Source organism: Polyangium fumosum (assembly GCF_005144585.1).
GTDB classification, from domain to species: Bacteria; Myxococcota_A; Polyangia; order Polyangiales; family Polyangiaceae; genus Polyangium; species Polyangium fumosum.
In genome coordinates, this window is record NZ_SSMQ01000002.1 from 183,580 (window position 1) to 195,401 (window position 11,822).

The 11,822-nt window shown below is 69.9% G+C and carries 10 protein-coding genes; 3 read left to right on the forward strand and 7 right to left on the reverse strand.

Features of this window, described 5'->3' with window-relative positions; translation table 11 throughout:
• Positions 1–10: 10 nt before the first annotated feature.
• Positions 11–1,819 (forward strand): SMI1/KNR4 family protein, encoded by a 1,809-nt coding sequence (locus E8A74_RS02750; RefSeq protein ID WP_136927323.1) that lies wholly within the window; start codon positions 11–13, stop codon positions 1,817–1,819.
• A gap of 30 nt (positions 1,820–1,849) precedes the next feature.
• Complete coding sequence (locus E8A74_RS51795; RefSeq protein ID WP_170228803.1) at positions 1,850–2,005, forward strand: hypothetical protein; 156 nt, start codon at positions 1,850–1,852, stop codon at positions 2,003–2,005.
• Between the two features lie 19 nt (positions 2,006–2,024).
• Here the strand turns inward: E8A74_RS51795 and E8A74_RS02755 are convergent, their stop codons facing one another.
• Genes E8A74_RS02755 through E8A74_RS02770 form a run of 4 tightly spaced genes read right to left on the reverse strand, consistent with a single transcriptional unit; the run spans position 2,025 to position 8,964 of the window.
• Positions 2,025–2,837, reverse strand: coding sequence for a hypothetical protein (locus E8A74_RS02755; protein WP_136927324.1), 813 nt, complete (start codon positions 2,835–2,837; stop codon positions 2,025–2,027).
• A gap of 33 nt (positions 2,838–2,870) precedes the next feature.
• Entirely contained in the window at positions 2,871–3,557 is a 687-nt protein-coding gene (locus tag E8A74_RS02760; RefSeq protein ID WP_136927325.1) for a restriction endonuclease subunit S, read from the reverse strand.
• Positions 3,550–5,130 (reverse strand): type I restriction-modification system subunit M, encoded by a 1,581-nt coding sequence (locus E8A74_RS02765; RefSeq protein WP_136927326.1) that lies wholly within the window; start codon positions 5,128–5,130, stop codon positions 3,550–3,552. Before E8A74_RS02765 ends, E8A74_RS02760 begins: the two co-directional genes overlap by 8 nt.
• 3 nt (positions 5,131–5,133) lie before the next feature.
• Positions 5,134–8,964 (reverse strand): NADH-quinone oxidoreductase subunit M, encoded by a 3,831-nt coding sequence (locus E8A74_RS02770; RefSeq protein WP_136927327.1) that lies wholly within the window; start codon positions 8,962–8,964, stop codon positions 5,134–5,136.
• Between the two features lie 125 nt (positions 8,965–9,089).
• Between E8A74_RS02770 and E8A74_RS51800 the strand changes: the two genes are divergently transcribed.
• Positions 9,090–9,962 carry a PAS domain S-box protein gene (locus E8A74_RS51800; RefSeq protein WP_211365272.1) on the forward strand — a complete coding sequence of 291 codons (873 nt, stop codon included), beginning with the start codon at positions 9,090–9,092 and terminating at the stop codon, positions 9,960–9,962.
• A gap of 1 nt (position 9,963) precedes the next feature.
• Here the strand turns inward: E8A74_RS51800 and E8A74_RS02780 are convergent, their stop codons facing one another.
• The 3 genes from E8A74_RS02780 to E8A74_RS02790 all read right to left on the reverse strand — a co-directional run bounded on the left by E8A74_RS02780 (position 9,964) and on the right by E8A74_RS02790 (position 11,803).
• Entirely contained in the window at positions 9,964–10,581 is a 618-nt protein-coding gene (locus tag E8A74_RS02780) for an RNA polymerase sigma factor (protein WP_136927328.1), read from the reverse strand.
• Positions 10,582–10,721: 140 nt separating this feature from the next.
• Complete coding sequence (gene yihA / locus E8A74_RS02785) at positions 10,722–11,471, reverse strand: ribosome biogenesis GTP-binding protein YihA/YsxC (protein WP_136927329.1); 750 nt, start codon at positions 11,469–11,471, stop codon at positions 10,722–10,724.
• Positions 11,468–11,803 (reverse strand): gamma-butyrobetaine hydroxylase family protein, encoded by a 336-nt coding sequence (locus E8A74_RS02790; protein ID WP_170228805.1) that lies wholly within the window; start codon positions 11,801–11,803, stop codon positions 11,468–11,470. Before E8A74_RS02790 ends, yihA begins: the two co-directional genes overlap by 4 nt.
• Between the last annotated feature and the right edge of the window lie 19 nt (positions 11,804–11,822).

The following is an 11,822-nucleotide window of genomic DNA, read 5'->3' on the forward strand; positions in this document are numbered from 1 at the left end:
CTTCCGCGGCATGTCCGACGCCTGGCTCGACCTCGCCCTCGTCCGCGCCCGCCTGAACGGCCCCGACGAGGACGCTCTCCGCAGCTCCTTCAAGCACGACAACGAGGCCCACGCAGCGACCCTCCTCGCCCTCGATGACGCCGAGCGCGTCGGCCTCCTCACGCGCTCGAAAGGGGGGTACGCGGGCGGCGCCTTCCAGCGCGCCTTGAACCAGCTCTCGGTCGCGTGGCTGAAGACCCGGCCGCGCGACGCGATCGTGCTCTTCGATGCGCTCCTCCAGGTGAAGAACTCCGACCTCGCCACGTACTGCAATGCGCTGTGGGCCGTGCAGGACGACAACACGCACCTCGGCAAGGATCCCGCGCGCGCCCGCACGTACTTCGCCGCCTGCCTCCCCCACGGCCCGGAGAACCCCGCAATCTTCTTCAATGCCGCGTGTGTCGCCCTCGAGCTCGACGACCTCGACGCCGCGCTCGGCTTCGTCAAGGACGCGGTGCGCTTCGGGTACGACGGGCGCGAGAAGATGCGGACGGCCTTCCGCACCGAGGCGTTTTTCGCGAAGATCCGCGACGACCGCCGCTTCTTCGACGCGCTCGACGACCGCGGCCCGCAAGGCGTCGCGCTGGTCGAGCGCGTGATTGCGAAGGTCCAGGAGAAAGGCTGGCCGGCGGTCGGCATCGAGGTCGCGAAGAAAAAGAAGAAGGACGCCTGGCCGAAGCACGACAAGGACTTCCGCCCGCTCTCGCCGGAGGTCCTCGGCGCGCTCACGCTCCCGAACGGCGCGCCGCTGCCGCAAAGCCTCCGGACGTGGCTCGCGTTCGACGCGCAATGGCTCGCGGCGCTCGGCTGGTTCGAGCTCACGCCGGCCTTCCGGTGGACGTCGCGATCGCTCGAAGCCATCGCGAAGGACGAATTCGGCGATATGGGCGAGCCGTCCTCCGATCCCGAGCCGGACGCGGAGGCCACGAAGTCCTGGGCGGACTTTTTCGCCGTGCCGGCGATGGAGCACGGGTTCCTCGTGCCCGGCGGGAGCGAGCATCGCCGCGTGTGGATGCTCTCGAAGGAGCCGGATTGCGAAGGCGACTATCCGGTCCTCTACATCGACATCGACGACGTGCCCTCGCTCGGGCCGATGTACCCGGGCTTCGACGTGTGGCTCGCGCAGGAGGCGAACGTCATCGGCATCCGGTACGAGACGTATTCGAGCGGATTCGATGATTTCCGCTTCGCCTCCCGCCTCCGGCACCATGCGCGGACGATGTGCGACGGCGCAATGTACGTGCAATGCCCGGGGATGGTGCTGGGCGTCTCGACCCCGGACGACGGTGTCGCGGTTTTGCTCGACCGGGACGACTGGTTCGAGCGTCTCCTCGCGCTGCGAACGTCGCTCCTTCCGGACGACGACGCGCCGATCCGCGGCGCGTCGGCGGAGGACCTCGCCTGGCTACAAGCGCACCTCGGCGCTCCCCTGCCCCCCGCCGTCGTGCGTTTCTACGAGCGGGTGAATGGGCTGTCGTGGGGGATGTTCCGTTTCCTCTCGATCGACGAGATCCGCGACCGCGCGGCGCAGGAGAGCTTGTTCGGAGAGACGAGCCCGCCGTCCGCTCCGTTCGCCGTTCTCATCACGCAGCCCAAAGGGGCCGACCGATTCGTTCTTCTGTCGGAGGAGGGGATCGTCGATGGATACCGCTTCGCGTACGACGATCTCTCCCTCGCGTCGCCGAAGTTGAGCATCGAAGGCACGATCGAGATCCTGCGGCATGCGGCGTTGTTCGCCGGGGTGGAGGAGGACGACGAGGACGAGGGCGACGAGGACTGAGGGCGTCTTTGCTGCTATCTGTAGGGAGTCATGCGCCGTGGCACCCTACGGAAGGCCGCATGTTTGAACCCCGGCGGGCTCTTGCGCCTCGCGCGCTTCCTGCGCCTGCGCGTCGAGGGGATGAGCCCGCGGCAGGTGGCGAGTCTCGTGTATTGGCGGATCACGCGGGACCGGTATCGAAGGTAAGCGACGCGGCGTATACGCTTCACCACCCCGGCCCCTGCCCTCCAATCACGATATGCAACCCCGCATCGTGACGGAGATCGTCGCCCCAGCTCCCCAGCGCTCGCTCCTCTCCGTACGAATGGAGCACCAGGTGCGGCACGAGGCCCACGGTGAACGCCCCCTGCTTGCCTTCCTCCTTGCCAACGGCAATCGCGACTCCCAGCGCCGCGCTCAGCCGCGTCTCGTTCGAGAGGACGCCTTGGAGCCGACCGCAGGGCTGCCACGGCGCCTCCTCGGGGCAATCGTCATCGCCCGGCAAATCGAGGTAGGCGCTGTTGTACGTGGCCCCATGGCTCACGTAGAGGTTGAAGAGCGGCGCCACGCGGCCGAGGCGAATGCTCAGGTCGAAGCCGGCGCGGCCCCAGGGGCCATGGCCGATCGCCGAGTAATATCCGCCGGCGCCAAAGGCGAGGGAGACAGGGTCGTGGTTGTCCTCGTCGAGCAAGGCGAAACGCGCTTCGCCGCCCATGCGCTGGAAGCCGAGCGAGGCGCCGAGCTCGAACCAGCGATTGACGCCATAACGAAGGCCGACGTCGTACACGCTGAAGCCCGCGCTCATGAACCAGGGGAACGTCTCGGTCTCGGGGTAGATGTCCGCGCCGCCGGTGGAGACGGAGTCGCCCTCGGCGCCGCCGCGCTCGAAGTGGCCCGTGCCGAAGTTCCAGAGCGCGCCGTGCACGGACCAGCCGAATTGGCCGGCCGGCGTGGTGTCGCCCGTGCGCGGCGCGATGGCAGGGCTGCACGCGGGGACGGTGACGAGGAGGGCAAGCAAGAAAAGAAGGTGCTGCATCATGGCCTCAGGATAAGGCCATGGGACGCGCGATCGTCACAGCTTCTTCGATACGTCGAGCGCGCCCGAGAGGAGCTGCGGGAGGAGCGCGTCGCGGATGCTCGAAAGGCGTCGGTTTTGCGCCTGGAGCGCGACCATCGCCTCGGGGCGCGTGACGGATTGTTCGAGCGGGAGGCCGAGGAGCGCGGCGAATTGGAGGGCGCTCAGGACTTCAATGATACGATCCTGGACATCCAGCGGGGGCACGGCGAGCTCGAATTCGAAGAGGTCGCTCTGGTAAAGCTCCGGGTACGTCGAGCCGTTCGCCACCTTGTCGAGGTAAGGCCGGTTCGCGCGCAGCCAATATGCGAGGTAGAGCGGGCGCAAGGCCGGGCCGCAGCGGAAGTTCAAAAAACCCTGGTTCGTCGCCATCGGGACGGCATTCACGGCGACGGCCCCGACCGGCGCGCGTTTGCTCAGCATGACGGTCCCGGGGGGCAGGAGCTTCGCCGAGGAGTGTTCCAGGCCGAGCTGCGTGATCGAGCGCTCCGTGCGTGAGACGAAGAGGCCGTCCTGCAGGCTCGTGATTTCTTTTGGCGTGAGCCAGGGGAGGTCGCCGTCCCAGTAGGCGTCAACGGACGTGCTCGGCGTGCCGCCGCTGTCGACGCGCGTGATCAAGTCTCCGTCCGGCTCCAGCGTGCTCCGGCGCCAGCTCTTCGGGCAGATCAAATACGGCTCAGCCACGGAGGAGGTCCTCCAGGACGCGCAAGGCCGCATTCGAGGCCCGATCGATCTGCTGGAACCGCGCGAGGATCTCGGCGAGCTCCGCCTGCAAGGCGCCGTGATCCCACGTCGCCTGCGGGCGGCTCTCGAAGCCCACGTAGCGGCCCGGGACGAGCACGTATTTGTGCGCGCGGATGTCGGCGAGCGTCGCGGAGCGAGCAAAGCCGGGCACGTCGGCATATCGGACCGGTTCGCGTTCGCCGCGCCAGGCGTGGTAGGTGTCGGCGATCTTCGTGATGTCTTCGGCGGTGAGGACGCGCTTCACGCGGTCGACCATCGTCCCCAGATTCCGCGCGTCGAGGAGCAGCACGTGCCCGCTGCGGTCCCCGAGCCGTTTGCCCTGCTCGCCGATCCCGTGTTTCTTGTCGCGCGCGAGGATCCACAAGCACACCGGGATCTGCGTCGAGTCGAAGAGCTGGCCGGGCAGCGCGATGATGCAATCGACGAGGTCCGCCTCCACGAGTTTTCTCCGGATCTCTCCCTCCCCCGATTGCTGCGACGACATGCTGCCGTTCGCGAGCACGAAGCCGGCGACGCCCGTGGGCGCGAGGTGGTGGAGGAAATGCTGGACCCACGCGAAGTTCGCATTGCCCACGGGCGGCAGGCCAAACGTCCAGCGCGGGTCCTCGCGCAGGCGCACGCCGCCCCAGTCCGAGTCGTTGAAGGGCGGGTTCGCGAGGATGTAATCGGCCTCGAGGCCCTCGTGCAGGTCGCGCTGGAAGCTGTCCGCCCATTCGGCGCCGAGGTCGCCTTCGAGCTGGCGGATGGCGAGGTTCATCTTCGCGAGGCGCCACGTCGTGGGGTTCGACTCCTGGCCGTACACACGAAGGTCGCCGATGCGCCCGCCGTGCTCCTCGACGAACCTCTCGCTATGCACGAACATGCCGCCCGAGCCGCAACACGGGTCGAAGACACGGCCCTTGTACGGGGCGAGCATTTCCACGAGGAGCTCGACGATGCATTTGGGCGTGTAGAACTGGCCGCCGCGTTTGCCCTCGGCCGCGGCGAAATGGCCGAGGAAGTACATGTACACGTCGCCGAGGACGTCGCGGCCGCGTTTCGCCTTGTCCTTGAAGCCGATGTCGCCGAAGAGCACGAGCAGCTCGCCGAGGCGCTGTTTGTCGAGCGCGGGCCGGGCATAGTCCTTGGGCAAGACGCCCGCGAGTGCAGGGTTTTCGTGCTCGATCGCGAGCATGGCCTCGTCGACGAGCTTGCCGATGGTGGGCGCGGCGGCGTGATCCGCGAGGAAGGACCAGCGCGCTTCCCGGGGGACCCAGAAGACGCCGTCGGCGCGATAGGCGGCCGGGGCCTCGGGATCGGCGCCGGCCACGGCGGAGAGGGCAGCGTGTTTCTCCTCGAAGGCGTCGGAGATGTATTTGAGGAAGATGAGCCCCAGGACGACGTGTTTGTACTCCGCGGCGTCGAGGCTGCTCCGCAGCTTGTCGGCCGCCGCCCATAACGTCGCCTCGTAGTCACCGACGCCTCCGCCCTCGGCGGGCGGCTTGGGCGCGCTCGTTCTGGCCGTGCGCGTCATCGCTCAGACGCGCCCACGGGGCTGCTCCGTCGACGCAATCTGCAAAGGCCCCGGTCGATCGACGAGCCTGTGCATTCCGAGGCACGCCTGATCCACCATGCCGAGGAGCGGCCGCGGCGCCACGCCGAGCAGGACCAATCCGATCGCGAGGGGCAACGCCGCCGCGAGCTCGCGCCTGTACATGGCGGGGAACTTGCCGCCGAACGGCTCCAGGTACTTGCTCGTCTGCCACTCCCCGCGGGCCTCGCCAAAGAGAAGGTGCCCCATCGCGAAGATGTGCACCGCCGCGAGCGCCACGATTCCGATCGCCCCGAAGACGCCCATCGCCCGCTCCCGGGCGAACGCGCCCCAAAGCGCGAGCAGCGGCCCCCAAAAGCCCGCGAGCAGCGGCAATCCGAGGGACGCGAGCAGGCCGAGGCCAAAAAGCGTCGCGAAGAGCGGCATCTCCCGCGAGAGGCCACCGAATCGCCCGAGGTCCCGCGTCTGGACCCGCGATTCGAGGACCGACACGAGCACGAAGAGCAGGCCGAGGATCACGCCGTGTGTCGCCGCCACCACGACGCTCGCCTCGAATCCCTGCGGCGTGAGCGTTCCGATCCCGAGGAGCGCGATCCCTCCGTGTGCACCGGCGATCCGCGCCAAGAAGCGCTTGAGGTCGTCTTGCGCGATCGCCGCGAGCGCGGAGATCAGAATGCCCGCCGCGCCGAGGATCGAGATCGTCGTCGCCGCCCAGCGCATGCCCTCCGGCAAGACGCCGACGTTGAGGCGCAACATGCCGTACACCCCCGACGAGAGCAGCACGCCCGAGAGAAGCACGCTCGTCGGCGCGTCGGATTCGGCATGCATGTCCGCGAGGTACCCGGGGAACGGGAACGCCGACATGCGGAGTGCGAAAGCGGCGAAGAGCGCGGTCCAGAGGACCTTCACGGCCGAAAAACCGCCAATGACAAGGCCCTTGTCGACCCAGGCCACACGCGCGAGCTCCGGAATCGCGGCCGAGCGGCGGACGGATTCGCCGGTCGCGAGGTACGTGGGATCGGCGTGTTGCCAGAGGAACCAGGACGCAGCGCAGAGGAGCGCGGCGCCGATCAGGGACGAGACGAGGACACGGGCCGCGGCGCGGCGCGGGCCCGGGCCGCCGCGGCGCGCGACGAGGAGGCTCGTGGGGAGGAGGCCGAGGAGCCAGAACGCGCAGAACAGGAAGAGGTCGAGCGAGACGAGGACGCCAAGCGAGGCCGTGAGGAAGACGCCGGCGAAGGCGTGGTAGGTGGCCGCGCGGTCGCGCAAGCCGGCGCTGGAGATCGAGGCGACGAAGGCGAGGAGGACGGCGGCCGCGACGAGCGCGAGGGAGATGCCGTCGACGCCGAGGAAGTATTCGACGCCGAGCGAAGGGAAGAGGCGGCCGCGCTCGAGGAGCTGGAAGCCGTCGTTGCCGTCGGCGGGGCTGAAGGCGCGGTCGAACCGGACGCAGAGCCAGGCGACGAAGGCGAGGAGCGAGCCGTGGACGAGGGCGCTCGTCGCGGCGAGGACACGGGGGCTGTCGCGGCGCGTGACGCGGAGGAGGAGCGCGAGGAGCGTGCCGAGGAGAGGGAAAAAGACGACGACGGAGAGCGGCGTGCGGCCGAGGAAGCCGAGGCCGAGCGGGCGTTCGGCGTGGATGGCGAGGGCGAGGGGGCGGCCGGGTTCGGCGCCGTCGCCGGCGCGGGCGTTCGATTCGACGAGGACCTGGCCGTAGAGCTCGCGGGCGCGGGCGGATTCGTACCGCCAGCGGATGCTGACGCGGCGCTCCTGGCCCGGCGGGATGCGCGTGGAGGCGCGCGGGCCTTCGACGGTGACGGTGATGCCGGGCGGCAGGCGTGGATCGTTCGCGGAAGAGCGGACGTCGACGCGCGAGAGCTCGATCGGGCCGGGGCCTTCGTTGCGGAGGAAAAACGCGCCCGTCATGTGCTCGCCGTCGGGCGCGAGGGAGAGCTCGACATGATCGCCGCCGAACTCGGGGCGAAGGACAGCGCGGCCCGCAGGCTCGTCCGCGAAGGCAGGGGCGGCGAGGCCGAGGATCACGAGCGCGGCGAAGAGGGAGAAGAGGCGCTCGAAGAGGCGCGCGGGCAAGCCGAGGACGAGGTCGTCGATCGCGGAGACGAGCTTGGAGGCGCCGCGCGCGATCGTGGTGGCCGCCTCGAAGAGAACCTCACCGAGCTTCGTGCCGGTGCCTTCGAGGAGGAGACGCGCGCCGGGGAAGGTCTTCGCAGGTCGCGTCTCGCCACGCTCGGTCGCGCGCAGGCAAGTCGCCGCACGCACGAGCGCATGGAGGGCGAGGAGGACGACAGCGAAGGCAGGCTCGTCGAGGCCCACCGCGACGAAGGCGAGGCCCGTGGCGGCGAGCGCGCCGTACACGAGGCGATGGGGGTGTCGTGGGTCGAGCACGGCACGCAGCGCCGCGACCACGGCCGAGAACGCGCCGAAGATGGTGACGACGCCGGCAGCCATGGGGCTCAACGTGAAGAGGTCGGAGAGGCGCACGAGGAGGAGCGGCCCAGGCGCGAGCGCGAGGCCAAGGACAAGCGCGAGCGCAGGGGGCGAGAGAGACGCCGCGGCGCCCGGGAGCCAGCCGGAGAAGGGAAAGGTCGCGCTCGTCGCGGCGGCGCCCGCGAAGAGGAGGAGGCACGCGAGGGTGACGAGGCCGATCGAGCCGGCGCCGAGCTTGCCGAGGAGCGAGCGCGTGACGCTCTGGCGCCCCGCCTCGTCGCGGAGGACGAGCTGATCGTGGATCTCGCGAAACGCGACCGTGGGGCCGAGCGGCGTGATGCGCACTTCCTCGCCCGCGGGGACGACGAGGCCCTCGATCCAGGCGACCTCGAGGCCATCGCCGGTGACCGTGGCGCCGCCGCCCGGCGCGATGACGATCGAATGCGGGCCAGCCGCAATCTCCCGGCGCACGAAGGGCGCGACCGCGAAGGGCGCGGGGTTCTGCGCGAGCTGCGCGCGGTCGGAGATGCCAACGTACGCACGCGCGCCCGGGTGGCTCGTGAGCGTGAGGAAGCCGCGTTTCTCCGCGCGCTCGGCGACGATCTTCACGTCGCGCTCGCCGCGCGGGCGTTCGACGTCCTCGGCGAGCGCCGCTTCGGCGGGAATCCGACCCTCGGCATACACCGGGACGAATCGCGCGCGGAAATCCGCGAGGAAATGGCCCTCGTCGAGCCACGCGCCGCCGAGGCCCCAGAACAGGAAGGCGAGGCCGGAGACGGTCGCAGCGCCGCCGAGGCTCGCCACGACGCCCGCGCGCATGCCCGCGGACGCGGCAGGCTGCGAGCTCTTGCCCTGCACCACGAAGAGGCCCGTCGCGAGGACGACGGCGCCCCAGCCGAAGAGCCACACGATCGCGTCGGCCGCGAGCGCGACGAGCGAGAGGCCGGACGAAAAGAGCAACGCCGTCGCGGTGAACCGAATCGCGGCGCGATCGTCCTCGATGCGTTTCCTCGCGGCGACATGCACGAGCGCGACGACGAGGAGGGCCGTGAGGAGGAAGCCCGCGCCGAGCGGGTCGAGGGCGAACGAGGCGTTCGCGTCGAGCGAGCCGATACGCACGAGGCGGAAGGCCACGTCGAAGAGCGCGCGGCGCGCAGGTTCGAGCGAGGCGAGGCGCGTGGTGTCGACGAGGGCGAGCCCGAGCGCGAGCAGCGTCGCGCCGAGGCCGAGGTGCGTCGCGCGGGATCGCCCCATCCGCGCGCCGAAGAGGGCCACGACGATCGCGGCGAGCAGAGGCACGAGCGGCACGAGGCCGAGCGGCACGAGGGGCGCCTCGACGGGCGTGAGCGGACCGGCATACGCGGGCATGGCTGTCCGGGAGAATGTCGCGCGCGTCGCAAGGTGCCAGCCCCGTTCGTCACGCCCCGCGATCGAGCGGGAAAGAGCAGGGCATCGTCAGGGCGAGAAACGGGCGGGCGTGTCACGCTCCGCGGATGCAGACGGACACCGACGTCGCATTCCGGGGCGACGACGCGGCGAGCGAGCTCGCCAGGCTGCGCAAGGAGAACCGGCGCCTGCGCGAGGACCAGCGCCGCCTGGAGACGCTGGTCGAGGTGACGAACGACTGGGTCTGGGAGATCGACGCGAACGGGATCTACACGTTCGTGAGCCCGCGAATCCGCGATTTTCTGGGCTACGAGCCGGAGGATGCGCTCGGAAAGTCGCCGTTCGACTTCATGCCGCCCGAGGAGGTGGCCCGCATGCGCGCCCTCTTCATCCCGATCGTGACGGCACGCGCGCCGTTCAAGGACGTGGAAAACGTCAACGTGCACAAGGACGGGCGGCGCGTGGTGCTGGAGACGAGCGGCGTACCGCTCTTCGACGAGGCCGGCGGCTACTGCGGGTATCGCGGCGTGGACCGCGACGTGACGATGCGCAAGGTGGCCGAGTCGGAGCGCGCGCGGATGCAGGAGGAGATCATCCGGGCGCAGGAGTCGACGCTGGAAGAGCTCGAAACGCCGCTCCTGCCCGTGGCCGAGGGCGTGCTCGTGATGCCGCTCATCGGCTCGGTGGACAAACGCCGCGCCGCGAGGATCGTCGACGCGCTGCTCGCCGCGGTGTCGACGCGCGCCGCGACGTTCGCGATCATCGATCTGACAGGGCTACGCGCGGCCGATCACGCCGTGATGGGGCTGCTCTGCGAAGCGGTGCGCGGAGCCCGGCTGCTCGGCGCGGAGGTGCTCCTGACGGGCGTGCGGTCCGAGGTGGCCCGCACGATGGTGGAGCTCGAGCTGCACGGGGTCCGGACGCTGAGCACGCTGGCGCGGGGGATCACGTTTGCGCTGGGGGCGCAGAGGAGGCGCTGACTTACTCGTCCTCGCCGCCGCTGCCCACGCCTTGCATTTCGAGCGGCCCTTCGAGGGCCACGCGCAGCGCCGAGAGGGCGCGCGCCGCGCGGGACTTCACGGTGCCGAGCGGCACGCCGTCGCGCTCGGCGATCTCGGGATAACTGAGCCCTTCGAAAAACGCCGTCTCCAGGGTCGCGCGTTGCGCCGCGGGCAAACCACCGAGCGCGGCCCGCACGGCGCGGCGTTCGAGGTCGAGGACCGAGCTCGACTCGGGATCGACCACGGGCTCGATCGGCTCGTGCCGCAGCTCTTCGTCCGTGATCTGCGCCCGCCGCGTGCGGCGCCGCGCGCGATCGAGGGCGAGGTTTCGCACCGTGGTGACGAGCCAAGCGACGACGGTGCCACGCTCGGCGCGGTACTGATCGGCGCGCTCGACAATCGCGACGAACGCGTCGTGCACGACGTCCTCGGCTTCGAGCGCGTCCCGCACGATCTTGAGCGCGAGGCCGTACGCGACGCTCGCGTGGCGATCGTAGATCTCCGCGATGGCGTCGTCGTCCCCATCACAGACGCGGCGCATGGCGCGCGCGTCCAGCGCGTCACGCTCCGCCCGGCTCTGGCGCCCACCCGCCGTCATCGCCACCTAACGAAAGGAGCACACAGGCCGAACGTCAACCGATTTACGGTGCGCATCGCCGTACGCTCCCGTGCTGCTGGGCACGCGTCCCAAGGGCGGGCACGCCGCGCTCCGGTGGAAAAGGACGCACACGCGCGCCGTCAAGCAGGCTCCGGCTCCGGGTCCTTCACGACGGACGTCGCCTCGGGCGTGCCGAGCGTGACCTTGCGCAGGAGCGCCCACAGCTCCGCGCGGCCCTCGCCCGTGACCGAAGAGAAACCGATCACCTTGCGCCCGGTGCTCTTCGCCATCGCCGCCGTCGCGCTTCGGCTCGCCGAACGGCCGATCTTGTCGGCCTTCGTGGCGACGATGACGATCTCCACCGGCCGGCGCTGGACGTCACGCGCCTCCTCCACGAACTGGATGAGCTCGAGGTCGTCCTCCTCCAGGCCGCGACGCACGTCGACCAGGATGACGAGGGCCGCGAGCGTGATGCGGCCGCGCAGGTACCCCTCGATGAGGTCCCCCCACGCCGTCCGCTCGGCCTTCGAGCGTTTGGCGTAGCCGTAGCCGGGCAGGTCGATGAGGTGGAAGGTCGCGCCGTCCCGCGCGCGCGCCTCGAAGAGGTTGATCTGCCGCGTGACGCCCGGCGTGGCCCCCGTGCGCACGAGGCCCTTGCGCTCGACGAGCGTGTTGATGAGGCTCGACTTACCGACGTTCGACCGGCCCGCGAACGCGATCTCGGCCATCGTCGGCGCCGGGAGCGACGAGCCCGGCGCGGCCGCGGCGAGGAAATCGGCATGCACGATCTGCTTCGGATCGAGCGCCTTCTTTTTGCCGTCCGGCGGCGCGGCCTTGGGCTTGGGTCCTGCGGCGGGTGTCTTCTTCGCCGGCTTCGTCTTTTCGTTCACGGCACCGATCCTGGGCTGAACGTGGGTTTGCACGCGTCGCACTGGCAGAGCGAACGGAGGTATCGAAACGAGTAAATTCCCGTGTCGTGCTGGTCGCCCCAGGTGAACTGCAAGGCGTAGTTGCCGACCTGCTGGATGTCACGGAGGGAGAGGTCGCCCCCCGGCACGAAATGGATGGTGCCGCCGTGCCCCTGGCAGACCGCGCAAGGGCAGTAGCCACGCAGGATCTCGTGCGGAAGCACGCTCTTGTGCCCGTCAGCCCACTCGATCTCCATGGTCCGCGCCCCATGCGGGGCTTTGACCATCGTGGGTTCGATCCTCGGATCGCTCATCGTGCCTGCTCCCTGTGAT

Bases quoted from the DNA above. Each gene is read 5' to 3' on its own strand.
- E8A74_RS02750 (WP_136927323.1), top strand. From the start codon at position 11: ATGTCCGACGCCTGGCTCGACCTCGCCCTCGTCCGCGCCCGCCTGAAC.
- E8A74_RS51795 (WP_170228803.1), top strand. From the start codon at position 1,850: ATGCGCCGTGGCACCCTACGGAAGGCCGCATGTTTGAACCCCGGCGGG.
- E8A74_RS02755 (WP_136927324.1), bottom strand. From the start codon at position 2,837: ATGATGCAGCACCTTCTTTTCTTGCTTGCCCTCCTCGTCACCGTCCCC.
- E8A74_RS02765 (WP_136927326.1), bottom strand. From the start codon at position 5,130: ATGACGCGCACGGCCAGAACGAGCGCGCCCAAGCCGCCCGCCGAGGGC.
- E8A74_RS02770 (WP_136927327.1), bottom strand. From the start codon at position 8,964: ATGCCCGCGTATGCCGGTCCGCTCACGCCCGTCGAGGCGCCCCTCGTG.
- E8A74_RS51800 (WP_211365272.1), top strand. From the start codon at position 9,090: ATGCAGACGGACACCGACGTCGCATTCCGGGGCGACGACGCGGCGAGC.
- E8A74_RS02780 (WP_136927328.1), bottom strand. From the start codon at position 10,581: ATGACGGCGGGTGGGCGCCAGAGCCGGGCGGAGCGTGACGCGCTGGAC.
- E8A74_RS02790 (WP_170228805.1), bottom strand. From the start codon at position 11,803: ATGAGCGATCCGAGGATCGAACCCACGATGGTCAAAGCCCCGCATGGG.